Source organism: Pseudomonas bharatica CSV86 (assembly GCF_000319305.2).
GTDB classification, from domain to species: domain Bacteria; phylum Pseudomonadota; class Gammaproteobacteria; order Pseudomonadales; family Pseudomonadaceae; genus Aquipseudomonas; species Aquipseudomonas bharatica.
This window is the reverse complement of sequence record NZ_AMWJ02000002.1, coordinates 722280-746569: the sequence shown is the minus strand read 5'-3', so window position 1 is coordinate 746569 and position 24290 is coordinate 722280. Positions and strand designations below refer to the sequence as shown.

The 24290-nt window shown below is 61.6% G+C and carries 21 protein-coding genes, 5 tRNA genes and 1 riboswitch; of the genes, 22 read left to right on the top strand and 4 right to left on the bottom strand.

All coding sequences use genetic code 11. From position 1 onward, the window contains the following. Window positions 1–81: 81 nt before the first annotated feature. From CSV86_RS17110 to astE, 11 genes are all read left to right on the top strand, one after another. Window positions 82–771, top strand: coding sequence for an ABC transporter permease (locus CSV86_RS17110; protein ID WP_009399056.1), 690 nt, complete (start codon window positions 82–84; stop codon window positions 769–771). Then, complete coding sequence (locus CSV86_RS17105) at window positions 768–1466, top strand: ABC transporter permease (RefSeq protein WP_009399050.1); 699 nt, start codon at window positions 768–770, stop codon at window positions 1464–1466. Before CSV86_RS17110 ends, CSV86_RS17105 begins: the two co-directional genes overlap by 4 nt. Before the next feature lie 66 nt (window positions 1467–1532). Next, window positions 1533–2297 (top strand): ABC transporter ATP-binding protein, encoded by a 765-nt coding sequence (locus tag CSV86_RS17100; RefSeq protein WP_009399049.1) that lies wholly within the window; start codon window positions 1533–1535, stop codon window positions 2295–2297. Window positions 2298–2420: 123 nt separating this feature from the next. Further along, window positions 2421–3401, top strand: coding sequence for a transcriptional regulator ArgR (argR, locus tag CSV86_RS17095; protein ID WP_009399047.1), 981 nt, complete (start codon window positions 2421–2423; stop codon window positions 3399–3401). A 350-nt stretch (window positions 3402–3751) separates the two neighbouring features. Beyond that, entirely contained in the window at window positions 3752–4972 is a 1221-nt protein-coding gene (locus CSV86_RS17090) for an aspartate aminotransferase family protein (RefSeq protein WP_009399041.1), read from the top strand. 127 nt (window positions 4973–5099) lie between these two features. Then, the gene (gene aruF, locus CSV86_RS17085) at window positions 5100–6119 is read left to right on the top strand and encodes an arginine/ornithine succinyltransferase subunit alpha (RefSeq protein WP_009399040.1); all 1020 of its coding nucleotides are present in this window, start codon (window positions 5100–5102) and stop codon (window positions 6117–6119) included. Between the two features lie 51 nt (window positions 6120–6170). Further along, the gene (locus CSV86_RS17080) at window positions 6171–7199 is read left to right on the top strand and encodes an arginine N-succinyltransferase subunit beta (RefSeq protein ID WP_009399038.1); all 1029 of its coding nucleotides are present in this window, start codon (window positions 6171–6173) and stop codon (window positions 7197–7199) included. After that, window positions 7196–8659, top strand: coding sequence for a succinylglutamate-semialdehyde dehydrogenase (gene astD, locus CSV86_RS17075; RefSeq protein ID WP_009399036.1), 1464 nt, complete (start codon window positions 7196–7198; stop codon window positions 8657–8659). The genes CSV86_RS17080 and astD overlap by 4 nt, the downstream gene beginning before the upstream one ends. Window positions 8660–8684: 25 nt before the next feature. After that, a complete protein-coding gene (gene astB / locus CSV86_RS17070) occupies window positions 8685–10034 on the top strand; it encodes an N-succinylarginine dihydrolase (RefSeq protein ID WP_009399034.1) in 1350 nt (449 codons plus the stop codon). Between the two features lie 14 nt (window positions 10035–10048). Next, the gene (locus tag CSV86_RS17065) at window positions 10049–10339 is read left to right on the top strand and encodes a hypothetical protein (RefSeq protein WP_009399032.1); all 291 of its coding nucleotides are present in this window, start codon (window positions 10049–10051) and stop codon (window positions 10337–10339) included. 11 nt (window positions 10340–10350) lie between these two features. Continuing rightward, window positions 10351–11361 (top strand): succinylglutamate desuccinylase, encoded by a 1011-nt coding sequence (gene astE / locus CSV86_RS17060; protein WP_009399029.1) that lies wholly within the window; start codon window positions 10351–10353, stop codon window positions 11359–11361. A 135-nt stretch (window positions 11362–11496) separates the two neighbouring features. Here astE and CSV86_RS17055 read toward each other — a convergent pair whose 3' ends face one another. Next, the gene (locus CSV86_RS17055) at window positions 11497–12003 is read right to left on the bottom strand and encodes a 6,7-dimethyl-8-ribityllumazine synthase (protein WP_009399028.1); all 507 of its coding nucleotides are present in this window, start codon (window positions 12001–12003) and stop codon (window positions 11497–11499) included. Between the two features lie 94 nt (window positions 12004–12097). Continuing rightward, window positions 12098–12251: riboswitch (FMN riboswitch) on the bottom strand. Window positions 12252–12478: 227 nt separating this feature from the next. On the opposite strand from CSV86_RS17055, the gene alaS reads away from it, so the two are divergent. From alaS to mgtE, 8 genes are all read left to right on the top strand, one after another. Beyond that, window positions 12479–15100 (top strand): alanine--tRNA ligase, encoded by a 2622-nt coding sequence (alaS, locus tag CSV86_RS17050; protein WP_009399026.1) that lies wholly within the window; start codon window positions 12479–12481, stop codon window positions 15098–15100. An 87-nt stretch (window positions 15101–15187) separates the two neighbouring features. Further along, the gene (locus CSV86_RS17045; protein ID WP_009399025.1) at window positions 15188–16423 is read left to right on the top strand and encodes an aspartate kinase; all 1236 of its coding nucleotides are present in this window, start codon (window positions 15188–15190) and stop codon (window positions 16421–16423) included. A 168-nt stretch (window positions 16424–16591) separates the two neighbouring features. Further along, window positions 16592–16780 (top strand): carbon storage regulator CsrA, encoded by a 189-nt coding sequence (csrA, locus tag CSV86_RS17040; protein ID WP_009399024.1) that lies wholly within the window; start codon window positions 16592–16594, stop codon window positions 16778–16780. Window positions 16781–16852: 72 nt separating this feature from the next. Further along, window positions 16853–16942, top strand: a tRNA-Ser gene (locus CSV86_RS17035). A gap of 108 nt (window positions 16943–17050) precedes the next feature. Next, a tRNA-Arg gene (locus CSV86_RS17030) sits at window positions 17051–17127 on the top strand. Between the two features lie 76 nt (window positions 17128–17203). Beyond that, a tRNA-Arg gene (locus tag CSV86_RS17025) sits at window positions 17204–17280 on the top strand. 76 nt (window positions 17281–17356) lie between these two features. Then, window positions 17357–17433, top strand: a tRNA-Arg gene (locus CSV86_RS17020). 375 nt (window positions 17434–17808) lie between these two features. After that, the gene (gene mgtE, locus CSV86_RS17015; protein WP_009399023.1) at window positions 17809–19251 is read left to right on the top strand and encodes a magnesium transporter; all 1443 of its coding nucleotides are present in this window, start codon (window positions 17809–17811) and stop codon (window positions 19249–19251) included. Between the two features lie 178 nt (window positions 19252–19429). Here mgtE and CSV86_RS17010 read toward each other — a convergent pair whose 3' ends face one another. Continuing rightward, the gene (locus CSV86_RS17010; protein ID WP_003254499.1) at window positions 19430–19756 is read right to left on the bottom strand and encodes an Arc family DNA-binding protein; all 327 of its coding nucleotides are present in this window, start codon (window positions 19754–19756) and stop codon (window positions 19430–19432) included. 338 nt (window positions 19757–20094) lie between these two features. On the opposite strand from CSV86_RS17010, the gene phnN reads away from it, so the two are divergent. Then, complete coding sequence (gene phnN / locus CSV86_RS17005) at window positions 20095–20697, top strand: phosphonate metabolism protein/1,5-bisphosphokinase (PRPP-forming) PhnN (protein ID WP_051032698.1); 603 nt, start codon at window positions 20095–20097, stop codon at window positions 20695–20697. Here phnN and CSV86_RS17000 read toward each other — a convergent pair. Continuing rightward, a complete protein-coding gene (locus CSV86_RS17000; RefSeq protein WP_037060130.1) occupies window positions 20685–20879 on the bottom strand; it encodes a hypothetical protein in 195 nt (64 codons plus the stop codon). The genes phnN and CSV86_RS17000 overlap by 13 nt on opposite strands. A gap of 292 nt (window positions 20880–21171) precedes the next feature. On the opposite strand from CSV86_RS17000, the gene CSV86_RS16995 reads away from it, so the two are divergent. Continuing rightward, a tRNA-Arg gene (locus CSV86_RS16995) sits at window positions 21172–21248 on the top strand. A 367-nt stretch (window positions 21249–21615) separates the two neighbouring features. Here CSV86_RS16995 and CSV86_RS16990 read toward each other — a convergent pair. Further along, on the bottom strand, window positions 21616–22875 hold the full coding sequence (locus CSV86_RS16990) for an abortive infection family protein (protein WP_009399017.1): 1260 nt from the start codon (window positions 22873–22875) through the stop codon (window positions 21616–21618). Between the two features lie 150 nt (window positions 22876–23025). Here CSV86_RS16990 and CSV86_RS16985 point away from each other — a divergent pair, with 150 nt between their 5' ends. Further along, window positions 23026–23907 carry a hypothetical protein gene (locus CSV86_RS16985; protein WP_009399016.1) on the top strand — a complete coding sequence of 294 codons (882 nt, stop codon included), beginning with the start codon at window positions 23026–23028 and terminating at the stop codon, window positions 23905–23907. Window positions 23908–24290: the final 383 nt, after the last annotated feature.

The window sequence follows — 24290 nt, the reverse complement described above, 5'->3', positions numbered from 1 at the left end:
GTATCACCTGTGCAATGGTGCAAGCAGCAGAAGCGCTGAGGCTTGCACCATTTTTTCATCCCTAAGGTCGAGGACCTCATCATGTTGAAAGGCTACGGGGCAGTCATCCTCGATGGAGCGTGGCTGACGCTACAGCTCGCCTTGTCGTCCATGGCCCTGGCCATCGTGCTTGGCCTGATCGGCGTGGCGTTGCGGCTGTCGCCGGTACGCTGGCTGGCCTGGCTCGGCGATCTGTATGCCACGGTCATTCGCGGCATTCCCGATCTGGTCCTGATCCTGCTGATCTTCTACGGTGGCCAGGACATCCTCAATCGCGTCGCCCCGCTGGTGGGTTATGACGATTACATCGACCTCAATCCCCTGATTGCCGGCATCGGCACCCTGGGCTTCATTTTCGGTGCCTATCTGTCGGAAACCTTCCGTGGCGCCTTCATGGCAATCCCGAAAGGCCAGGCCGAGGCCGGCATGGCCTACGGCATGAGCAACGTGCAGGTGTTCTTCCGCGTGCTGGTGCCGCAGATGATCCGCCTGGCGATTCCCGGCTTCACCAACAACTGGCTGGTGCTGACCAAGGCTACTGCGCTGATTTCGGTGGTGGGCCTGCAGGACATGATGTTCAAGGCCAAGCAGGCGGCCGATGCCACCCGCGAGCCTTTCACCTTCTTCCTGGCGGTGGCCGCGATGTACCTGGTGATCACCAGTGTCTCGCTGCTGGCCCTGCGTTACCTGGAAAAGCGCTACTCGGTTGGCGTAAAGGCGGCTGAACTATGATTTTCGACTACAACGTCATCTGGGAAGCGTTGCCGCTGTATTGGGGCGGCCTGCTGACCACCCTCAAGCTGCTGGCGATTTCCCTGTTCTTCGGCCTGCTCGCGGCGATTCCGCTGGGGCTGATGCGGGTGTCGAAACAGCCCTTGGTGAATTTCGCCGCCTGGCTCTACACCTACGTGATCCGTGGCACGCCGATGCTGGTTCAGTTGTTCCTGATTTACTACGGCCTGGCCCAGTTCGCCGTGGTGCGCGAGAGTTTCCTCTGGCCCTGGCTGTCCAGCGCGACCTTCTGCGCCTGCCTGGCCTTTGCCATCAACACCAGCGCCTACACCGCGGAAATCATCGCCGGCAGCCTCAAGGCCACGCCCCATGGCGAGATCGAGGCGGCCAAGGCCGTGGGCATGTCGCGCTACAAGATGTACCGCCGCATCCTCCTGCCTTCGGCCTTGCGCCGGGCACTGCCGCAGTACAGCAACGAAGTGATCATGATGCTGCAGACCACCAGTCTCGCGTCCATTGTCACCCTGATCGACATCACCGGTGCCGCACGGACCGTCAACGCCCAGTACTACCTGCCGTTCGAGGCCTATATCACCGCCGGCGCGTTCTACCTGTGCCTGACCTTCATCCTGGTCCGCCTGTTCAAGCTCGCCGAGCGCCGCTGGCTCGGCTACCTGGCGCCGCGCAAGGGTTGAGCCCCGCGGCTAACTGATTCGCTCCGGGCGTGCTGGCGCGCCCCGGGCCTTATGAGACCGACAGCAATGTACAAACTCGAAATCCAGGACCTGCACAAGCGCTACGGCAGCCATGAAGTGCTCAAGGGTGTGTCCCTGGCCGCCAAGGCCGGCGACGTGATCAGCATCATCGGCTCCAGCGGCTCGGGCAAGAGCACGTTCCTGCGTTGCATCAACCTGCTGGAACAGCCCCATGCCGGCAAGATCCTGCTCAACAACGAAGAGCTGAAGCTGGTGGCGAACAAGGATGGCGCGCTCAAGGCTGCCGACCCGAAGCAACTGCAGCGTATGCGCTCGCGGCTGTCGATGGTGTTCCAGCACTTCAACCTGTGGTCGCACATGACTGCCCTGGAAAACATCATCGAGGCGCCGGTGCATGTGCTCGGCGTGAACAAGAAGGAAGCGCTGGAAAAGGCCGAGCATTACCTGGCCAAGGTCGGCGTGGCGCACCGCAAGGACGCCTATCCCGGCCATATGTCCGGCGGCGAGCAGCAGCGTGTGGCGATCGCCCGGGCCCTGGCCATGGAGCCTGAAGTCATGCTGTTCGACGAGCCGACCTCGGCGCTGGACCCGGAACTGGTGGGCGACGTGCTGAAAGTCATGCAGGCCCTGGCGCAGGAAGGCCGGACCATGGTGGTGGTGACCCACGAAATGGGCTTTGCCCGCGAGGTGTCCAACCAGTTGGTGTTCCTGCACAAAGGCCTGGTGGAGGAGAGCGGCAACCCGCGCGAGGTGCTGGTCAATCCGCAGTCCGAGCGGCTGCAGCAGTTCCTGTCCGGCAGCCTGAAATAACTGGTGTTGGCTTAAGGCTGCCTCTTTGCACCAAAATAGGTCATGCTGCGCTGTTTGCGCAGCGTGCGCCACGTTTGCTTAAGTCCGCCTATCATTGCGGACACCAGTTCCGGACCTCACCTCATGACCACCCAGCGAATCGGTTTTCTCATCTGGCCCAGCACCAAGGCCCTGACCCTTGCGCTGGCTGAAGAGGTGTTGCGGGTGGCGCAGAAGGTCCACCCGGAGGTGGTCTACGATCTGGCTTTCCTTCAGGCCGAGGCACCGAACGAAGGCGATTGGCGTTTGCCGGGCGAGCCGTGGAACGGGCGCCTGGACAACTGCCAGAAGCTGTTCCTGCTCGCTGACGAGCCGCCGCTGGCGGTGGGCGCGGCACTGGGGGCGGCGCTCAAGCAACTGGTGCGCTCCGGTTGCGTGGTCGGTGGCCTGTCGGCCGGGGTTTATCCTCTGGCGCAACTGGGCTTGCTGGATGGCTACCGTGCCGCGGTGCACTGGCGCTGGCAGGACGATTTCGCCGAGCGCTTCCCCAAGGTGATTGCCACCAGCCATTTGTTCGACTGGGATCGCGATCGCCTGACCGCTTGCGGCGGCATGTCGGTGGTGGACCTGCTGTTGGCGGTGCTGGCCCGGGATCACGGGGCCGAGCTGGCGGGGGCGGTATCCGAGGAGCTGGTGGTCGAACGCATCCGCGAAGGCGGCGAGCGCCAGCGCATTCCGCTGCAGAACCGCCTGGGCTCCAGCCATCCGAAGCTGACCCAGGCTGTGCTGTTGATGGAAGCCAATATCGAAGAGCCACTGACCACCGACGAGATCGCCCAGCACGTCTGCGTCTCGCGCCGGCAGCTGGAGCGGATCTTCAAGCAGTACCTGAACCGGGTGCCGAGCCAGTACTACCTGGAGCTGCGCCTGAACAAGGCGCGGCAGATGCTGATGCAGACCAGCAAGTCGATCATCCAGATCGGTTTGTCCTGCGGCTTCTCGTCGGGGCCGCACTTCTCCAGTGCCTACCGCAACTTCTTCGGCGCCACGCCGCGGGAAGACCGCAACCAGCGGCGCAGCAGTTCGCCGTTCGAGCTCTCCTCCGTCCCCGCCGAGCGCGGTTGACCTTCAGGGCCTCATCGCTGGCAAGCCAGCTCCCACAAGGTCCCTGTGGGAGCTGGCTTGCCAGCGATAGGGCCCTCAAATCCATAGAAAACCCAGCTGGCACCCCAGCAATCATCAAACACCTTGAATTTCCTGTCTTTCCCGCCCCCAACTCTCTCCCCGCCAAGCCCTCGCACCGTTTAAACTGCGCCTTTGCGAAGCTATATGTCGCATTGCCGAAAGCCTTGGAAAAACAGGGTTTGGCGCTATAAGAAGTTGTCGCTTGGCGACAAGGCCAAGTGTTCATCTCTCCTTACAATCCCCCCATCGCTCGCCAGTTCCAGGCAGGCGTTCCTCTTCAGGAGACTCCGATGTCCGTTGAGCAAGCTCCGGTGCAACGCGCCGATTTCGACCAGGTAATGGTTCCCAACTATGCGCCAGCCGCCTTCATTCCCGTGCGTGGCGCCGGTTCCCGAGTCTGGGACCAGTCGGGTCGCGAGCTGATCGATTTCGCCGGCGGCATCGCCGTTAACGTGCTGGGGCATGCCCATCCGGCGCTGGTCAGCGCGCTGACCGAACAGGCCAACAAGCTGTGGCACGTTTCCAACGTCTTCACCAACGAGCCGGCCCTGCAACTGGCGCGCAAGCTGGTGGATGCGACCTTTGCCGACCGCGCCTTCTTCTGCAACTCCGGCGCCGAGGCCAACGAGGCTGCGTTCAAGCTGGCCCGTCGGGTTGCCCATGACCGCTTCGGTCCGGAAAAGTACGAGATCATCGCCACCGTCAACAGCTTCCACGGGCGCACCCTGTTCACCGTGAGCGTCGGCGGCCAGCCGAAGTACTCCGATGGCTTCGGTCCGAAGATCACCGGCATCAGCCATGTGCCGTACAACGACCTGGAAGCGCTGAAAGCGCAGATCTCCGACAAGACCTGCGCCGTGGTCATCGAGCCGATCCAGGGTGAGAGCGGTGTGGTCCCGGCCGACAAGGCCTACCTGGAAGGCGCACGTGCCCTGTGCGACCAGTACAACGCGCTGCTGATCTTCGACGAAGTGCAGACCGGCGTCGGTCGTACCGGCGAGCTGTATGCCTACCAGCACTACGGCGTGGTGCCTGACATCCTGTCCAGCGCCAAGAGCCTGGGCGGCGGTTTCCCGATCGGCGCGATCCTGACCACCGACGAACTGGCCAAGCACCTGGCCGTCGGCACCCACGGCACCACCTATGGTGGCAACCCGCTGGCCTGCGCCGTCGCCAATGCCGTGCTGGATATCGTCAATACCCCTGAAGTGCTCAACGGCGTGAAGGCCAAGCACGAGCGCTTCAAGTCGCGCCTGCAACAGATCGGCGAGAAGTACGGTTTGTTCAGCCAGGTCCGTGGCCTGGGTCTGCTGATCGGCTGTGTACTCACCGACGCCTGGAAAGGCAAGGCCAAGGACGTGTTCAACGCCGCCGAGCAAGAGGGCCTGATGGTCCTGCAGGCCGGCCCGGACGTGGTCCGCTTCGCCCCGAGCCTGGTGGTCGAGGATGCCGATATCGACGAAGGTCTGGACCGCTTCGAGCGCGCTGCCGCCAAGCTGACCCAGGCCTGATTCACCCCGCTGCACCTTCGCTGGCCTGCCCGGCCAGCGAACCGATTTCCGTGGCCTGTGCCCAATGCGCACACGCCGCTTTTTTTGCGCCGACACGTCGGCCCGTATATCCGAAAGGAGTGACACCATGCTGGTGATGCGCCCCGCGCAAATGGCTGACCTGGATGAAGTACAGCGTCTGGCTGCGGACAGTCCCATTGGTGTCACGTCCCTGCCGGACGATGCCGGTCGCCTGGGCGACAAGATTTCCGCCTCGGAAACGTCCTTCGCCGCCGAAGTCAGTTTCAACGGCGAAGAAAGTTATTTCTTCGTCCTGGAAGACCTGGCCACCGGCAAGCTGGTCGGTTGTTCGGCCATCGTCGCCTCGGCCGGCTACTCCGAGCCGTTCTACAGTTTCCGTAACGAGACCTTCGTTCACGCTTCCCGGGAATTGAAGATCCACAACAAGATCCATGTGCTTTCCCAGTGCCATGACCTCACCGGCAACAGCCTGCTGACCAGCTTCTACGTGCTGCCGGAACTGGTGAACACTGCCTGGGCCGAGCTCAACTCCCGCGGGCGCCTGCTGTTCATGGCTTCGCACCCGGAGCGCTTCGCCGACTCGGTGGTGACCGAAATCGTCGGCTACAGCGACGAGAACGGCGATTCGCCGTTCTGGGACGCGATCGGGCGCAACTTCTTCGATCTCAACTACGCCGAGGCCGAGCGCCTGTGCGGCCTGAAGAGCCGTACCTTCCTCGCCGAGCTGATGCCGCACTACCCGATCTACGTGCCGCTGCTGCCGGACGCCGCCCAGGAAGCCATGGGCCAGGTCCACCCGCGGGCGCAGATCACCTTCGACATCCTGATGCGCGAAGGCTTCGAGACCGATCACTACATCGATATTTTCGACGGCGGCCCGACCCTGCATGCGCGGGTCTCCGGCATCCGTTCGATCGCCCAGAGCCGGGTCGTGCCGGTCAGGCTGCAGGAGCAGCCGACCAGGGGCGGCCGCCAGTACCTGGTGACCAACGGCCAGTTGCAGGACTACCGCGCGGTATTGCTGGAACTGGACTGGGTGCCGGGCAAACCCGTTTACCTGAGCCAGGACGCCGTCGAGGCCCTTGGCGTCGGCGAAGGCGCCAGCGTGCGCCTGGTCGCGGTTTGATACTGACTGAGTTTCGCGGGCGCCCATGGTGCGCCTGCCCGAGGAGATAGCATGATCGTTCGTCCCGTACGCAGCAGTGACCTGCCGGCGCTGATCGAGCTGGCGCGCAGCACTGGCACCGGCCTGACCACCTTGCCGGCCAACGAAGAACGCTTGGCCCATCGGGTCGGCTGGGCCGAGAAGACCTTCCGTGGCGAGGCCGAGCGGGGCGACGCCGACTACCTGTTCGTGCTGGAGAACGACGCCGGCGACGTGGTTGGCATCTCCGCCATCGCCGGCGCCGTCGGCCTGCGCGAACCCTGGTACAACTACCGGGTCGGCCTGACCGTCAGTGCCTCCCAGGAACTGAACATCTACCGGGAAATCCCGACGCTGTTCCTGGCCAACGACCTGACCGGCAACTCCGAGCTGTGCTCGCTGTTCCTGCGTGCCGACAGCCGCAGCGGCCTCAACGGCCGCCTGCTGTCCAAGGCGCGGATGCTGTTCATCGCCGAGTTCCCCGAGCTGTTCGGCAACAAGATCATCGCCGAGATGCGCGGCATGTCCGACGAGCAGGGCCGCTCGCCATTCTGGGAAAGCCTGGGCCGGCATTTCTTCAAGATGGAGTTCAGCCAGGCCGACTACCTCACCGGTGTCGGCAACAAGGCCTTCATCGCCGAGCTGATGCCCAAGTTCCCGCTGTACACCTGCTTCCTCTCCGAGGCGGCGCGCAATGTGATCGGTCGCGTACACAGCGATACCGAGCCTGCGCTGTCGATGCTCAAGAGCGAAGGCTTCAGCTACCAGGGTTATGTCGACATCTTCGACGCCGGCCCGGCCATCGAATGCGAAACCCGCAGGATCCGTGCGGTACGTGACAGCCAGGCGCTGGTGCTGGCGATCGGTACCCCGGGCGATGACGCCACGCCTTTCATCATCCACAACCGCAAGCGCGAGGACTGCCGCATCGCCGCAGCGCCTGCGCGCCTGGCGGCCGGTACCCTGGTGGTCGATCCGCAGACCGCCAAGCGCCTGCGCCTGAGCGCCGGCGACCAGGTACGCGCCGTTGCACTGTCCGCGCCCCGGGAGGCCAACCAATGACCACTCATTACATCGCAGGCCAGTGGCTGGCCGGCCAGGGCGATGCCCTGCAATCCTTGAACCCGGTCACCCAAGCGGTGATCTGGGCGGGGCAGGGCGCCAATGCCGGGCAGGTCGAGCAGGCCGTCGCCGCCGCACGCCAGGCGTTCCCCGGTTGGGCGCGGCAGTCCCTGGACATGCGCATCGCCGTGCTGGAAGCCTTCGCCGCGCAACTGAAGGCCAACGCGGACGAACTGGCCCGCTGCATCGGCGAGGAAACCGGCAAGCCACTGTGGGAAGCAGCCACCGAGGTGACCAGCATGGTCAACAAGGTCGCCATTTCGGTACAGAGCTACCGTGAGCGCACGGGCGAGAAGAGCGGCCCGCTGGCCGACGCCACCGCCGTGCTGCGTCACAAGCCCCACGGCGTAGTGGCGGTGTTCGGCCCGTACAACTTCCCCGGCCACCTGCCCAATGGCCATATCGTTCCGGCACTGCTGGCGGGCAATGCGGTGGTGTTCAAGCCAAGCGAACTGACGCCCAAGGTCGCCGAGCTGACCGTCAAGTGCTGGATCGATGCCGGCCTTCCGGCGGGCGTGCTGAACCTGGTCCAGGGTGCGCGGGAAACCGGCGTGGCCCTTGCTGCCGATCCGGGTATCGACGGGCTGTTCTTCACCGGCTCCAGCCGCACCGGCAATCTCTTGCACCAGCAGTTCTCCGGGCGCCCGGAGAAGATCCTGGCCCTGGAAATGGGCGGCAACAACCCGCTGGTGGTGGACGAGGTCAAGGACCTGGACGCGGCGGTCTACACCATCATCCAGTCGGCCTTCATCTCCGCCGGCCAGCGCTGCACCTGCGCGCGCCGCCTGCTGGTGCCGCAGGGCGCCTGGGGCGACCGTCTGCTGGCGCGCCTGGTGGAGGTCAGCAAGAACATTTCCGTGGGCGCTTTCGACCAGCAACCGGCGCCGTTCATGGGTTCCGTCGTGTCGCTCGATGCGGCCAGGGTGCTGATGGATGCCCAGGCGAAGCTGTTGGCCAACGGCGCCAGCGCCTTGCTGGAAATGACCCAGCCACAGGCGACTGCCGCCCTGCTGACCCCGGGCATCCTCGACGTCAGCGCAGTGGCTGATCGCCCCGATGAAGAGTTCTTCGGCCCGCTGCTGCAAGTGATCCGTTATGCCGACTTCCCGGCTGCCATCGCCGAAGCCAACAACACCCGCTACGGCCTCGCCGCCGGCCTGCTGTCCGACTCCCATGCGCGCTACCAGCAGTTCTGGCTGGAAAGCCGCGCCGGCATCGTCAACTGGAACAAGCAACTGACCGGCGCCGCCAGCAGCGCGCCGTTCGGCGGTGTCGGTGCCAGCGGCAACCACCGCGCCAGTGCCTACTACGCGGCGGACTATTGCGCCTACCCGGTCGCCTCCCTGGAGACCGCCAGCCTGGTCCTGCCTGCCACGCTGACCCCCGGCGTCGCCCTATAACAACAGGTTCACGGAGCCTTGACCGATGAAATCGTTTGAAGTGAATTTTGATGGGTTGGTCGGACCGACCCATAACTACGGCGGCCTGTCCTACGGCAACGTGGCCTCGCAAAGCAACAGCCAGCAGGGTTCCAACCCGCGGGAAGCGGCGCGTCAGGGCCTGGCCAAGATGAAGGCCCTGGCCGACATGGGCTTCAAGCAGGGCGTGCTGGCGCCGCAGGAGCGTCCGGACGTGGCGGCGCTGCGTCGCCTCGGCTTCAGCGGCAGCGATGCCGAGGTGATCCAGCGCGCGGCGAAAGACGCCATGCCGCTGCTGGTGGCGAGTTGCTCGGCGTCGAGCATGTGGGTTGCCAACGCCGCCACCGTCAGCCCGAGCGCCGACACCGCCGACGGTCGCGTGCATTTCACCGCGGCCAACCTGAACTGCAAGTACCACCGCAGCATCGAGCACCCGACCACCAGCCGGGTGCTGGGCGCCATGTTCGCCAATCAGCAGTACTTCGCCCACCACGCGGCGTTGCCGGCGGTTGCCCAGTTCGGTGACGAAGGCGCGGCCAACCACACCCGCTTCTGCCGTGCCTACGGCGAACCGGGGGTCGAGTTCTTCGTCTTCGGCCGCAGCGCGTTCGACACCCGCTACCCTGCGCCGCAGAAGTACCCGGCGCGCCAGACCCTGGAAGCCTCGCAAGCCGTGGCCCGCCTGCACGGCCTGAGCGATGACGGCGTGGTCTATGCTCAGCAGAATCCGGCGGTGATCGACCAGGGCGTGTTCCATAACGATGTGATCGCCGTGGGCAATGGCGAGGTGCTGTTCTACCACGAGGATGCCTTCCTCGAGACCGAGCGCGTGCTCGCCGAACTGAGGGACAAACTGGCCAGGCGCGGCGGCAATTTCAAGGCGATCTGCGTGCCGCGGGCCCAGGTGACGGTGGAGGATGCGGTGCGTTCCTATCTGTTCAACAGCCAGTTGCTGAGCCGCGACGACGGTTCCATGCTGCTGGTGGTGCCGGAGGAATGCCGCAACAACGAGCGGGTCTGGGCCTACCTGAACAGCCTGGCCAGCCAGGGCGGCACGATTTCCGAGGTGCGGGTATTCGACCTCAAGCAGAGCATGCAGAACGGTGGTGGCCCGGCTTGCCTGCGGCTGCGTGTCGCGCTCAATGAAACGGAACTGGCGGCGGTCAATCCAGGGGTTATCATGACCGCCCCGTTGTACGACACCCTGACCCAATGGGTCGACAGGCACTACCGCGACCGCCTCGTCGAAAACGACCTGGCCGACCCGCAGTTGCTGGTGGAATGCCGTACGGCGCTGGATGAGCTGACCCATATCCTCAAACTGGGTTCGGTCTATCCGTTCCAACTCAACCCCTGAAAGAGCACCCGAAAATGTCCGACGCCCTGCAACTGATCCTTGAAGACGAAGATGGCAACCAGCGCGAAGCCTCCACCAACCGCTTTGCGGTGATCTGGCAGGGCAAGGAAGTATGGATCCAGCAGGACGGCCGCGGGCAGTTGCTGATCGGCGTCGATGTCGAGGAAGGCGATACCGAGTACGCCAACCTGCTGCTGCGTCCGCTGGCGACCAACCTGGTCAGCCTGCAACTGGAAATGGAGCCGGCGGATGTCGGCGACGATGACGATCACGTCCATGGTCCCGATTGCGGACATCATCACTAAGGAATCGCCCCATGCTCTCCCTCGGCAAACTGCTTGATCTGACCCTGTTCGAACGCGAGCCGGCCGAGAAGACCCAGGCCACGGTGCAAGGTGTACGCCTGCGCTGGCTTGCCGAGGGCGCGCTGGAGGTGCGGCCGCCGGAGTCGCAGGACAACGGCCTCGACCTGCTGTTGTCCGCCGGTATCCACGGCAACGAGACCGCGCCCATCGAACTGCTCGACGATCTGCTCGGGCGGATCGCCAAGGGCGAGATCCATCCGAGGGCACGGGTCCTGTTCCTGTTCGGCAACCCCGAGGCGATGCGCAAGGGCGAGCGCTATATCGAACAGGACGTGAATCGCCTGTTCAACGGGCGGCATGAACTGTCCAGCGGTCCGGAGGCCTTGCGCGCCGGGGACCTGGAGCATCTGGCGGCGACCTTTTTCAGCATCCCGGGACGTACCCGGTTGCACTACGACCTACACACCGCGATCCGTGGATCGAAGATCGAGCAGTTCGCGCTCTATCCCTACAAGGAAGGGCGCCAGCATTCCCGCCGCGAGCTGGCACGCCTGCGGGCTGCCGGCATGGAGGCGGTGCTGTTGCAGAGCAAGACCTCGATCACCTTCACTGCCTACACCTACGAGCAACTGGGCGCCGAGTCCTTCACCCTGGAACTGGGCAAGGCACGGCCGTTCGGGCAGAACCAGCAGGTCAACCTCGACCTTCTGGAGACCCGGCTCATCCAGATCATCGAGGGCAACGAGCCGGTGCCGACCGAAGAGCTGGACGGCCTGCAACTGTTCAGTGTCGCCCGCGAGATCATCAAGCACAGCGACAGCTTCCACCTGCACCTGCCGGCGGACATCGAGAACTTCTCGGAGTTGTCCAAGGGCTATCTGCTGGCCGAGGATCTGGCCGAGACGCGCTGGATCGTGGAGGAGGAGGGGGCGAGGATCATTTTCCCCAATCCCAAGGTGAAGAATGGACTGCGGGCGGGGATCCTGATCGTTCCGGCTTCGGCTGAAGGACTAGGCCAGTAGTACCGGCTTCATCGCTGGCAAGCCAGCTCCCACAGGGTCCGAGTCGCTGCAGAACCCTGTGGGAGCTGGCTTGCCAGCGATAGGGCCGCAACTATCAACAAAAAAGGCCGCGGTTCTCACCGCGGCCTTCTTCATTTACACCGCCACCTTCTGCGGCACTTCGCTACGGCGCAACGCCCGCAGTTTCAACAAGGTATCGGCACAGGTATTCGCCGCTTCCTCGCCCTTGAGCACGAAGTGCTCGAAGAAGAATTTCTGGTGCTCATCACCGGCATGGAAGTGATGCGGGGTCAGCACCACCGAGAACACTGGCACTTCGGTCTCCAGTTGGACCTGCATCAGCCCGCTGATCACCGATTGGGCGACGAACTCATGGCGATACAGGCCGCCATCCACCACCAGCCCGGCCGCGACGATCGCAGCATATCGGCCACTGCGCGCCAGCAGCTTGGCGTGCAGCGGAATCTCGAAGGCGCCGCCGACTTCGTAGAAATCGATATCACCAGCCTGATAGCCGTGCTTGGCCATCTGCTCGACGAAGCCCTTGCGGCTCTGATCGACAATATCCTTGTGCCAGCAAGCCTGGACGAAGGCGATACGCTCGTTGCCGTGGGCTTTGCTGTCGATTGGGGTTGCTTGCATTGAAACGGACTCCTGTTTGTATAAGAAACAGGGCATCTGGATCGAAAGGGATGGTCGCTCGCGAAAATGCGGACGAACGGACACAAGGTGCCTATCCCGTTCTCTCTTTATCCGGACTGTGACCGTCGGCCCCGGGATCGCACCGGGTCTGCTGACCTTGCAAAGCCTTGCCTGCAAGCGCTCGCGGGCTATGCGCGCTGGGCGCAATTACCGCCGGTGGGGAATTGCACCCCGCCCTGAGAACGTTGCCATCATGGGTGATGGCCGAGCTTTTTGTAACACAGTTTTCCGATGAACGCATAGCCTGCTAAGCAAATCGCCTCGATTAACCTTCTTTTCATCCGTGAATGGGCCTTTGCAGCGTATAAACCCACTACAACTGGCACGCAGGCTGGCTATAATGCGGCCCTTTGCCGTCGTTTTCGTCTTTTGACGCGCACTTTTGCCTCAGGCCGCCGTTTCCGTGGAAGAACCTATGAAAAGCGCAGAAATCCGTGAAGCCTTCCTTCGATTCTTCGAAGAGCAGGGACACACCCGAGTCGCCTCCAGCTCCCTGATCCCGGGCAACGACCCGACCCTGCTGTTCACCAACGCCGGGATGAACCAGTTCAAGGACTGCTTCCTCGGCCAGGAAAAGCGCGCATACACCCGCGCGGTGAGCAGCCAGAAATGCGTGCGTGCCGGCGGCAAGCACAACGACCTGGAAAACGTCGGCTACACCGCGCGCCACCATACCTTCTTCGAAATGCTGGGCAACTTCAGCTTCGGTGACTATTTCAAGCGCGATGCGATCACCTTCGCCTGGACCTTCCTGACCTCCGAAAAGTGGCTGAACCTGCCGAAGGACAAGCTTTGGGTCACCGTCTACGCGACCGACGACGAGGCCTATGACATCTGGACCAAGGAAGTCGGCGTTCCCGCCGAGCGCATGGTCCGCATCGGCGACAACAAGGGCGCGCCATACGCCTCCGATAACTTCTGGACCATGGGCGACACCGGCCCGTGCGGTCCGTGCACCGAGATCTTCTACGATCACGGCGCCGACATCTGGGGCGGCCCACCCGGCTCGCCGGAAGAAGACGGCGACCGCTACATCGAGATCTGGAACAACGTCTTCATGCAGTTCAACCGCACCGCGGATGGTGTCCTGCACCCCCTGCCGGCGCCATCGGTGGACACCGGCATGGGCCTGGAGCGCATCAGCGCGGTCCTGCAGCACGTCCACTCGAACTACGAGATCGACCTGTTCCAGAGCCTGCTGGCCGCTTCGGCCAAGGCCATCGGCTGCACCGACGAAGGCCAGCCTTCGCTGAAAGTGGTGGCCGACCATATCCGTTCCTGCGGCTTCCTGATCGCCGACGGCGTGGTGCCGTCCAACGAAGGTCGCGGCTACGTGCTGCGCCGTATCATTCGTCGCGCTTGCCGCCACGGTAACAAGCTCGGCGCCAAGGGCAGCTTCTTCTACCAGATCGTCGCGGCACTGGTGGCCGAGATGGGCGACGCCTTCCCCGAGCTGAAAACCCAGCAGGCGCATATCGAGCGTGTGCTGAAGACCGAGGAAGAGCAGTTCGCCAAGACCCTGGAGCAGGGCCTGAAGATCCTCGAACAGGACCTGGCCGACCTCAAGGGCAACGTCATTCCCGGCGAAGTGGTCTTCAAGCTGTACGACACCTACGGCTTCCCGATGGACCTGACCGCCGACATCGCCCGCGAGCGCGAGCTGAGCATCGACGAGGAAGGCTTCGAGCGCGAGATGGAAGCGCAGCGCGAGCGCGCCCGCTCTGCCAGCGCCTTCGGCCTGGACTACAACAGCCTGGTCAAGGTCGACGTGGACACCGAGTTCCTTGGCTACAGCGCTACCGAAGGCAGCGCGAAGATCGTCGCCCTGTACAAGGATGGCCAGTCGGTCGAGCAACTGGGCGAAGGCGAGGAGGGCGTTGTGATCCTCGACCGTACGCCGTTCTACGCGGAGTCCGGTGGCCAGATCGGTGACACCGGCTACCTGCAGGCCGGCGCCGCGCGTTTCGACGTGCGCGACACCACCAAGACCGGCGGTGCCTTCCTGCACCACGGGGTGATCGCCAGCGGCAAGCTCGTCGTCGGTGCCCAGGTCGAGGCCAGGGTCGATGCCGATGTGCAGAAGGCCACGGCGCTGAACCACTCCGCCACCCACCTGCTGCACGCTGCGCTGCGCCAGGTCCTGGGCGAGCACGTACAGCAGAAGGGCTCGCTGGTGAACAGCCAGCGCCTGCGTTTCGACTTCAGCCATCCGGAGGCGGTCAAGCCAGAGCAGATCAAGGCCCTGGAAGAGATCGTCAACCGCGAAATCCGCAGGAACTCCGAGGTGCAGACCGAAGAGACCGATATCGACACCGCCAAGCAGAAGGGCGCCATGGCCCTGTTCGGCGAGAAATACGGCGACAGCGTGCGGGTCCTGAGCATGGGCGACTTCTCGGTCGAGCTGTGCGGTGGTATCCACGCCAAGCGAACCGGTGATATCGGCCTGCTCAAGATCGTCAGCGAAGGTGGCGTGGCCTCCGGCGTGCGTCGTATCGAGGCGGTCACCGGTGCTGCGGCACTGGCCTACCTCAATGGCGCCGAAGAACAGCTCAAGGAAGCCGCGCAACTGGTCAAGGGCAGCCGTGACAACCTGATCGACAAGCTGTCGGCCGTGCTGGAGCGCAACCGCCAGCTGGAAAAACAGCTGGAGCAACTGCAGGCCAAGGCTGCCAGCGCCGCCGGCGACGATCTCGCCAACAGTGCGGTGGACGTCAAGGGCGTCAAGGTCCTGGCTGCACGCCTGGACGGCCAGGACGGCAAGGCCCTGCTGGCCCTGGTCGATCAATTGAAGAACAAGCTCGGCCGCGCAGTGATCCTGCTCGGCAGTGTCCACGAAGAGAAGGTCGTACTGGTCGCCGGCGTGACCAAGGACCTCACCGGCCAACTCAAAGCCGGGGATTTGATGAAGCAAGCCGCTGCGGCGGTGGGTGGCAAGGGTGGCGGTCGTCCGGACATGGCGCAAGGTGGTGGCGTGGACGCCGCAGCGCTGGACGGCGCACTGGCCCTGGCCGTGCCATTCGCAGAGCAGGGTGTCTGAGGCGCCGACGGCCCGTTGTCTAGTAGCGGGCCGTCGGCGTTGTGTTTTGTTTATTGGGTGCCCTTCACGGGCTGAGGCGGCTTTGAAATGGCGTTGATCGTACAGAAATTTGGCGGTACCTCGGTCGGCACAATCGAGCGAATCGAGCAGGTAGCCGAAAAGGTCAAGAAATTCCGCGAAGCCGGCGATGACCTGGTGGTTGTACTGTCGGCGATGAGCGGTGAAACCAACCGCCTGATCGACCTTGCCAAGCAGATCAGCGATCAGCCGGTTCCACGCGAACTGGACGTGATCGTGTCCACCGGTGAGCAGGTGACCATTGCCTTGCTCGCCATGGCACTGATCAAGCGCGGCATCCCGGCGGTGTCGTATACCGGCAATCAGGTGCGGATCCTCACCGACAGCGCGCACAACAAGGCGCGCATCCTGCAAATCGACGACCAGAAGATCCGTGGCGACCTCAAGGCCGGCCGCGTGGTCGTGGTCGCCGGTTTCCAGGGCGTCGACGAGCAAGGCAACATCACCACCCTCGGTCGCGGTGGTTCCGACACCACCGGCGTGGCCCTGGCGGCGGCCCTGAAGGCTGACGAGTGCCAGATCTACACCGATGTCGACGGTGTCTACACCACCGACCCGCGCGTGGTATCCCAGGCCCAGCGCCTGGACAAGATCACCTTCGAAGAGATGCTGGAAATGGCCAGCCTCGGTTCCAAGGTCCTGCAGATCCGTGCCGTCGAGTTCGCCGGCAAGTACAACGTTCCGCTGCGCGTGCTGCACAGCTTCCAGGAGGGTCCGGGTACCCTCATTACCATTGATGAAGAGGAATCCATGGAACAGCCGATCATTTCCGGCATCGCCTTCAACCGCGATGAAGCCAAGCTGACCATCCGTGGCGTACCGGACACTCCGGGCGTGGCTTTCAAGATCCTCGGCCCGATCAGCGCCGCCAATATCGAAGTCGACATGATCGTGCAGAACGTTTCGCACGATAACACCACCGACTTCACCTTCACCGTGCACCGCAACGACTACGCCAAGGCGCAGCAGGTGCTGGAAAACACCGCCAGCCAGATCGGTGCCCGGGAAGTGATCGGCGACACCAAGATCGCCAAGGTTTCCATCGTCGGTGTCGGCATGCGCTCCCACGCGGGCGTCGCCAGCCGCATGTTCGAAGCCCTGGCCAAGGAGAGCATCAATATCCAGATGATCTCCACCTCGGAGATCAAGGTTTCGGTGGTAATCGAAGAGAAGTACCTGGAGCTGGCCGTACGCGCTCTGCATACCGCCTTCGAGCTGGACGCTCCGGCCCGTTCGGGCGAATAAGCGGTGTCCCGGGGGCGCGGCCAGGCCGCGCTCCTTTTTTCGACCTGTGTGCCCCTTCACACCCTGGTCAATACTCCGGCAGAGGCCGGCAACCGTCCTGGTTGCAGTCCCGAGCCCGCTTTACCTACAGACTGTTGTCCCTGAACTGAATCCCGTGAGGAGTAACGTATGCTGATTCTGACTCGTCGGTGTGCCGAAAGCCTGATTATTGGCGATGGCGAAATTACCGTGACCGTGCTCGGCGTCAAAGGAAACCAGGTGCGCATTGGCGTCAACGCACCGAAGGAAGTGGCTGTGCACCGCGAGGAAATCTATCTGCGGATCAAGAAAGAGAAGGACGAAGAACCAACCCTTTAATTTTTCTCGTTTTTTTTTCAAAAAAGAGTTTGCAAACGGGGAAGGCTCTGGTTATTATACGCCCCGTGTTGCGGAGAGGTGGCCGAGTGGCCGAAGGCGCTCCCCTGCTAAGGGAGTATACCTCACAAGGGTATCGGGGGTTCGAATCCCCCTTCTCCGCCATTATTCATGTAGGGCGCTGTAATCTGGCATGAATCGCTAAGTAGTTGAAATTAAACGAAAAAGTGATTGCCAAAAAGATTTAGCGAACTATAATGCGCGGCTTCAAATGCACTCGTAGCTCAGCTGGATAGAGTACTCGGCTACGAACCGAGCGGTCACAGGTTCGAATCCTGTCGAGTGCACCATATAGAAGAAGCAAGTTTCACTGAAATCTGCTTCGGCTTCAACCAGAGGTGATCTGGTCCATCAAGTACCAACCCTGCACTCGTAGCTCAGCTGGATAGAGTACTCGGCTACGAACCGAGCGGTCACAGGTTCGAATCCTGTCGAGTGCACCATAATCCAAGAAGCCGTTTCCTCTGGAAGTTGTTTCGGATACACCAGAGGTGATCTGGTTCATCAAGCGCCAACCTTGCACTCGTAGCTCAGCTGGATAGAGTACTCGGCTACGAACCGAGCGGTCACAGGTTCGAATCCTGTCGAGTGCACCATATAGACGAAGAGCCCGCCTTAATGGCGGGCTTTTTGTTTTCCGCAATTTGTTGATCCCGATAAATGATTTGTCATCCAGGCGTCGCCGGCGCGTGCTAATTTTTCAGGGAGTGGATGTGCTCTTTTTCGGGCACTGGCCGTCGCATTGATGGATTCGGGAGTTTGCCTTCGTCATTTCCGCAAACGATTGTTTTCACCGAGATTTTCAGCCCCTGGCAGCTCAAGCGGTGTATGATTGCGCCCGTCAGCCCCGCCGGGGCTTGTGGAATACCACCATGGACTTACCCAGTAGTTACTTAAAAGCCTGTTTTGCCAATCACGATGTGACTGATTGATCTCCCGGCGTGCTCCGCTGCTGGGAGTGGAGTTCGCCTATGACTGAAATCGAAGCAAAAAAAACGCAGGAAAGCCTGCAGGACCGCCTGGCCCAGGTGGTCGAGCTGCTGCAGCGCCAGCGCCTGGTCGAAGACCTGACCCACCGTCAGGAAGGCGCCCACAACGATCACGTGGAAAGCTTCGTCCACCGGCAGCACCTCGTCGAGCTGCAACGCAAGCTCGATGACCTGCACTCCGCCGACGTTGCCCATATTCTCGAAGCCTTGCCCCTGGACGACCGCCTGACCGTATGGCAGTTGGTCAAGGCAGAGCGCGACGGCGATATCCTTCTTGAAGTCTCCGACTCGGTGCGTGAAACCCTGATTGCCGACATGGACGATCACGAGTTGCTCGCCGCGGCCAAGGAGATGGACGCCGACGAACTGGCCGACCTTGCTCCCGAGCTGCCCCGGGATGTCGTCCACGAACTGATGGAAAGCCTCGACGCCCAGCAACGCGAGCGGGTGCGCTCGGCATTGAGCTATGACGAGGAGCAGGTCGGTGCGCTGATGGACTTCGAGATGGTCACCATCCGCGAAGATGTCAGCCTGGAAGTGGTCCTGCGCTACCTGCGCCGGCTCAAGGAATTGCCCAACCATACCGACAAGCTGTTCGTCGTCGATTACGACGGCATCCTCAAAGGCGTGCTGCCGATCAAGCGTCTGTTGGTCAATGACCCTGACAAGCAGGTCGCCGAGGTCATGGCCGACGATCCGGTCAGCTTCCACCCTGACGAGGACGCCTACGACGCAGCCCAGGCGTTCGAGCGCTACGACCTGGTTTCGGCTCCGGTAGTGGACAAGAACGACCGCCTGATCGGTCGTCTGACCATCGACGAAATGGTCGACCTGATCCGCGAAGAAAGCGAAACCGAAGTGCTGAACATGGCCGGTCTGCGCGAAGAGGAAGACATCTTCGCCTCGGTCTGGCGCTCGCTGCGCAACCGCTGGGCCTGGCTGGCAATCAACCTGATCACTGCCTTCGTGGCGTCCCGGGTGATCGGCCTGTTCGAAGGCTCGATCGAGAAACTGGTGGCTCTTGCGGCGTTGATGCCGATCGTGGCCGGTATCGGCGGCAATTCCGGCAACCAGACCATCACCATGATCGTCCGTGCCATGGCGCTCGACCAGGTCACTCCGGGCAACACTACCCGCTTGATGCGCAAGGAGCTGGCGGTATCGCTGCTCAACGGCCTCATCTGGGGTGGCGTTATCGGGGTAGTGGCCTTCCTGCTCTATGGCAGTTGGTCGCTAGGGGTGGTGATGACCGCTGCAATGACCCTTAACCTGCTGCTGGCAGCGTTCATGGGGGTGTTTATCCCGATGACGCTTACGCGCCTCGGTCGCGACCCGGCAATGGGCTCCAGCGTGATGATCACGGCGGTGACCGACAGTGGTGGTTTCTTCATCTTCCTGGGGCTGGCCACCCTGTTCCTGCTGTAAGCCATCGTTGAATCAAGAGAGCCAGCTTCGCGCTGGCTTTTTTGTTGTCTGTCCCGGCCGCATCGCTGGCAAGCCAGCTCCCACAGGGTTCAGCAACACCGAGGATCCAGAAAGCAAAACGCCCGGTGCAATCGATTGCGCCGGGCGTTTTGTTTTGAGCTGAAGTCAGTCGGGACGATCAGGAGGCGTCCGCTGCCATCTCGACGTCATGGGCGATCAGGGCAACCAGGGCGTTCTGCTGGCGGTGGGACAGTTGGCGGAAGCGTTGCAGCAGCTCGCGCTCGTGCAGGGACAGTTCCGGGCTGTCCAGGCGCATGCTCAGTTCGTCGCCCAGTGCACCTTCCTGGATCAGGCTCTGTTCCAGGCGGGCAATGATCTCGGAGTTCATGCTGCGGTGGTGGTTACGCGCAACCTCGGCAATGCGCTCACGCATTCCGTCTGGCAGGCGGACGACGAATTTGTCTGCGGTTCGGCTTGAGTAGATAGCCTGTTTCATTGGGCGCATATAATTGACCGGTTTAGTTCAGGGGGAGCGGTTCTTGAAGTTGGCCGCGCGATGAGACTAGGACCATCGATACGGTCAAATGTTCAACCTGAATTGTGAATGAGGTCGCAATAATGCCTCATTGTCGCCGGTTCCTTGGCGTCAATTCTGTGACAAATATTGAACCGGGTGGAGGCTTTTTGCCAGTACCAATTATCAGAAATGAGCACTGGTTTGAAAAGTTTCAATTCCCGCCTTCCCGATCCAGCCACCTTTTTGACTGTCGAGGCAGACCAGCGAAAAGGTAACGGAAAGCGCCTAAAATACCTGCGCTTTTCCTATCTATGAGCATAGTGGCTATGCAGCATGACGCAAGGGGCGAGACCCCACCCCGGGCCGGCGGGAGATTGATCTACCTGATGGGGCCATCCGGTTCCGGCAAGGACAGCATCATCGATCAGGCCAGGCCGGCGCTCCAGGCGCTGGGCGTGGTTGTGGTGCGGCGGGTGATTACCCGCTCCGCCGAGGCCGTGGGCGAAGCGGCGCACAGTGTATCGCTTCAGCAATTCCAGGCGCTACGGGAGCAGGGCGGATTCGCACTGGACTGGCAGGCCAACGGCCTCAGTTATGGCATTCCCGTTGAGATGGATCGCTGGCTTGCCGCTGGCCAATGGGTGGTGGTCAACGGCTCTAGGGCCAACCTGCCACAGGCCCGCAGCAGATACCCACACTTGCTGCCTGTGCTGATCAGCGTTTCAGCCGCGGTGCTGGCCCGACGCCTGAAGGATCGCGGGCGGGAATCCGCAGAGGAAATCGAAGCCCGTCTGGCGCGCAACGCCCTGGTTTCCGCCGGGCTGGGCGCCGATGTGCATGATCTGGATAACTCCACCAGCTTGGCCGATGCGGCGCAGCGCCTTTTGGATATCTTGCGCGAAGCTGGCTTGCCGACTCAGAAAGCGTAGCGCTCCTCCTGGTTCACCTTGACCTGCGTCAGCGTGGCTTCTGCCTCACCCATGACCGCAGGACGCGCCTGCATCGAGGTGCGGTATTCCAGCGAATGCACCGGCGTTTTCGCGGGCAACAGGCCCATGGCGATCACGGCGGTCAGGGCCAGGGCATTCAGGGCGAGCAGGGCGTGAGTCATGGGCGTGATCCGGCTGTTGGGTGGGTACATTCCGTTATATTTCTTCCAGCATGCCGCATGCCATCTGAATAATTTTATTTTATCTTTTAAAATCAACAACTTACGTTAATTAGAGCAGGGTTCTTCCGTGCATCATGCAATGATGGCCTTGTGCTCCGTTGCAAATTGCACGAAGCCTGCACGCAGCTTGTGGATTCGGGCAGGCAAAAAGCCCGATCCATGGAATGACAAATACCTCCCGTCTGGTTAACATGCACGCCTTCCGCCGCGTGACGCCCGTCATCGGCTCAGGGTCTCAGTAGCTCAATTGGATAGAGCATCCCCCTCCTAAGGGGAAGGTTGGCAGTTCGAACCTGCCCTGGGACACCAATATAATCAGGCAGTTAGCTTAGCTTTCCCCTAGCTTTCTCGGCAGTGATATCTGTTTAGTCCCCACATCAGTCCCCACTTCTCAGTGCGTTTTGAAGCTGTAGATCGTCGGTGCCGATCCTGAAAGGTCTCCGCGCAAATGTCAGGCAACCCAAGCCTGGAAGGTCGAGGTGGACAAAGCGAAGTGATACGAGCTTATTTTCTGCGGAGAACTTGGGAAGCCTGCATCGTTTCCCTCAAGACGGAGTTTCGAGCACCTGCGCAGCGAGTGTGGGCTCACGCTAATCTCCGCTACTATCCAAGCTTGGGAAGGGACCTCTTCCGTTGACCGTCTGCCGTACGTACTGGTGTTGGTAGTCGGCTGTCGTCATTCAGCCTTGTCGTCGCTCCTAACCCCCTCTCGGTGCCGATAGGTCTCGGAGACAAAATCGATAAACGCGACGGCAGCGGCTACAGCCAAGCGGGCATGGCGGGGCTGCAGGCCGCGGTGCTGGCCATCGCGTCCGTGGCCAGTGCCGTATAGCCCCCGGAGTTGTGCCAGGTTGCTCGTCATCTGAGTCAAGGCCCGAAGAATGGCCTTAATGTTGTCAGCCCCCCTGGCCGCTTCGCTTACCCCTTCCGGGACTAGGTTCAGGGCCTTGGCGATTTTCTTGGTGAGGTCGCCTAGATCGTCGGACTTCGTAACGGGAATGTTTCGTTTCGTCAGAATCGTTTTGCAACAGGTCTCTACCAGTTCCTTCGCGGTCCCGATTGCCAGCGCTGGATCGCGCTCTACAGCATTTTCCAGTCGCTCAATTTCCTTGGCCATCCAGCCGGCGTCGAGTGCATCCGCGACGGTTTTTGCGCGCAGCACCGCGCGGGCTGAATTGTGATGGACAGAGCGGAAGGCAAAACGTGGCCGCCCAGATATTTGCTCCTCTTCGAACAGCTCCCAGCCCGCTACCCTCAATTGTTGATTGAAATGAACCACCAGCTTGAGCGCTTCGTCTCTGATCGGTCGGACCATGGGGTGAACGGTTTCGCAGAGGAAGCGTAGGAACTGCTCCGCGCTGCCTTCCAAGAGTTGGAAGCGGCTGTCTTTGTAGACCCAATCGATCTCCCAATCATCGTTGTTGAACCGGTGCTGGAAGATGTCACCGACGGCGTCCTTGTAGCGCCCGTCTGTCGAGGGTAGTGATTTGAGGTCATAAAGGCGGTTGAGAAACTCGATATCATCGAGTTGGCCGTACCAGACGGTATTTTCGAGACGCATGCCGTCCAGGATGTTCTGGCGTACGTTACGAGGCAGCTCAGAAGTGTCTGAACGCCAGTCTTTCCGGTAGTCCAACGCGGGTAGGATACAAGCGGAATACCAGTCATCCACTTCGTGTTCGAGAATAGTTTTGAGTCTGGCGGTGATCTTCTCTTCCAACTGACTGCGTCTTGCGCCAAGGCGCGCGTAATCCGTTGCAGGAAGTCTGAACTGAATCTCCCAGATGTCCGTGCCGCCATTCCAGTTGTCATGGCCGGTCAGCTCCGCCTTAGCCGGGTAGCCGCGAACAATCGTTGCCGCCTCGTCCGCACCCTCGGCCAGCAAGAGGGTATGCACCGTCGCAAGGACCCTATCCAGGTGATCACTGCTCTCCATCTTTCAACTCCAGTCTGTTGTGCACTGTAATCGCGTTGGCTGATCAAGCGTGCAGGCTCTGCTCGAACTGACCGGTTCCTGTCTGCAGTCTGTGATTAAATAGCATAGAGGCAACCTGCCATCCCCTATGAAATCAAGAGGTGCAGCGGTTTGAGTCTAGAGATCATTGTCATCGACAACTATCAAGAACTGCTCGCCAGGGAGGCGTTTGAACCCTCCCTGGCGTTTCACCCCCAGGCACTTCGCCACTTTGGCGCCGTCATCGCGCCGTATCGCTTCTTGGAGCGGGTTGAATGCGGGATCGCTAGTTGCCGGCAACCGCATTTAAGCGGATATCTGGTCACTACCAGCGACAGTAAAGAAACGGCCATCGGAATCGACTGCGGCAAGACCCATTTCGGCGCCTCCTTCTCTCGGGAGCGCAAGCGGGTCGACGCGGCGGTTGCCCGCAAGCGCCGCATTGAGACTGTGACGCGGATGATTGAGCGCATGGCAGAGGTCCTGCCGGTGGTGGAGGATATTCACCGGCAGTACCGGGAATTGGTCGACCTCAAGCTCCGACTGCAGGGCGCGATCGACACCGCCGTGATGTCTGCGCTAAAGGAGCGGGCTCGACGCGACAACCCAGTGATCGAGCGTCGGGTGGCTATGACGGAAGCGGAAGCCGAAGTGTACTTCGAGACCAACAACCATAGGCCGGGCGATGGATGGCCAACCAAAGGCGAGTTCTTGGCCAACCTTGAAGGCCTGGAGTTCTTCAAGGACGGCGCCAAGGTCCTGTTGCTGACCAATCTGGTCGCTCCGATCAGCGAGCTGAGCAAGACTAAGGCTGACGAGGTTTCGCTCATGAAGCCGCGGCAACTCGTGACAACTGCAAAGTGGGTCGGCGAAGTTCCTTTGCACATGGCCAAGGCCCAGCGGGTCATCGCCAGTGGGCACGCATTCTTCAAACCGGACAATCTTGCCCGCCTCATTCACCTCGGTGCGGCCGCTGCGCCGCTGCGGATGATGATTGCTGATCTAGATGCCTAGTTGCGGACAGGCTGATGGAAGGTCGGATCGCAAGGTCTGGCGTACCGTCAGCCCAGCAGACTGGGCCGCGTGCTCGGAGAGCGAGCTTTGAGCTTGATTGCGCAGGATGCACAGTCACCGAATCGCATGAGCAATGCGGAAGCTGATCATGACTTCTTTGCGTGCCTAGATCTGGCCTGTAGAACTGCGCTCCTGCCTGATCTCAGGTAGGCCACCCGCGCGGCGTCAGAAGAAAGATCGCTTCTGCATTTTCTGATGTCTCTACGTCAATCTTGGTGGTCTTAACCTGATAGGCCACACGCCTAGTGTGCGACTCTGGCGGAGGGGCTTGCTCGAAGAATCTTCAAACTTGGCCTTTTGTGCACCGGAAAGTTAAAATCTGT

Bases quoted from the DNA above. Each gene is read 5' to 3' on its own strand.
- CSV86_RS16990 (WP_009399017.1), bottom strand. From the start codon at position 22,875: ATGGAGAGCAGTGATCACCTGGATAGGGTCCTTGCGACGGTGCATACC.
- CSV86_RS17080 (WP_009399038.1), top strand. From the start codon at position 6,171: ATGATCGTTCGTCCCGTACGCAGCAGTGACCTGCCGGCGCTGATCGAG.
- astB (WP_009399034.1), top strand. From the start codon at position 8,685: ATGAAATCGTTTGAAGTGAATTTTGATGGGTTGGTCGGACCGACCCAT.
- astE (WP_009399029.1), top strand. From the start codon at position 10,351: ATGCTCTCCCTCGGCAAACTGCTTGATCTGACCCTGTTCGAACGCGAG.
- argR (WP_009399047.1), top strand. From the start codon at position 2,421: ATGACCACCCAGCGAATCGGTTTTCTCATCTGGCCCAGCACCAAGGCC.
- CSV86_RS17100 (WP_009399049.1), top strand. From the start codon at position 1,533: ATGTACAAACTCGAAATCCAGGACCTGCACAAGCGCTACGGCAGCCAT.
- astD (WP_009399036.1), top strand. From the start codon at position 7,196: ATGACCACTCATTACATCGCAGGCCAGTGGCTGGCCGGCCAGGGCGAT.
- CSV86_RS17090 (WP_009399041.1), top strand. From the start codon at position 3,752: ATGTCCGTTGAGCAAGCTCCGGTGCAACGCGCCGATTTCGACCAGGTA.
- aruF (WP_009399040.1), top strand. From the start codon at position 5,100: ATGCTGGTGATGCGCCCCGCGCAAATGGCTGACCTGGATGAAGTACAG.
- mgtE (WP_009399023.1), top strand. From the start codon at position 17,809: ATGACTGAAATCGAAGCAAAAAAAACGCAGGAAAGCCTGCAGGACCGC.
- CSV86_RS17010 (WP_003254499.1), bottom strand. From the start codon at position 19,756: ATGCGCCCAATGAAACAGGCTATCTACTCAAGCCGAACCGCAGACAAA.
- CSV86_RS17000 (WP_037060130.1), bottom strand. From the start codon at position 20,879: ATGACTCACGCCCTGCTCGCCCTGAATGCCCTGGCCCTGACCGCCGTG.
- CSV86_RS17065 (WP_009399032.1), top strand. From the start codon at position 10,049: ATGTCCGACGCCCTGCAACTGATCCTTGAAGACGAAGATGGCAACCAG.
- csrA (WP_009399024.1), top strand. From the start codon at position 16,592: ATGCTGATTCTGACTCGTCGGTGTGCCGAAAGCCTGATTATTGGCGAT.
- CSV86_RS17045 (WP_009399025.1), top strand. From the start codon at position 15,188: ATGGCGTTGATCGTACAGAAATTTGGCGGTACCTCGGTCGGCACAATC.
- CSV86_RS17105 (WP_009399050.1), top strand. From the start codon at position 768: ATGATTTTCGACTACAACGTCATCTGGGAAGCGTTGCCGCTGTATTGG.
- CSV86_RS17110 (WP_009399056.1), top strand. From the start codon at position 82: ATGTTGAAAGGCTACGGGGCAGTCATCCTCGATGGAGCGTGGCTGACG.
- alaS (WP_009399026.1), top strand. From the start codon at position 12,479: ATGAAAAGCGCAGAAATCCGTGAAGCCTTCCTTCGATTCTTCGAAGAG.
- CSV86_RS17055 (WP_009399028.1), bottom strand. From the start codon at position 12,003: ATGCAAGCAACCCCAATCGACAGCAAAGCCCACGGCAACGAGCGTATC.
- phnN (WP_051032698.1), top strand. From the start codon at position 20,095: ATGCAGCATGACGCAAGGGGCGAGACCCCACCCCGGGCCGGCGGGAGA.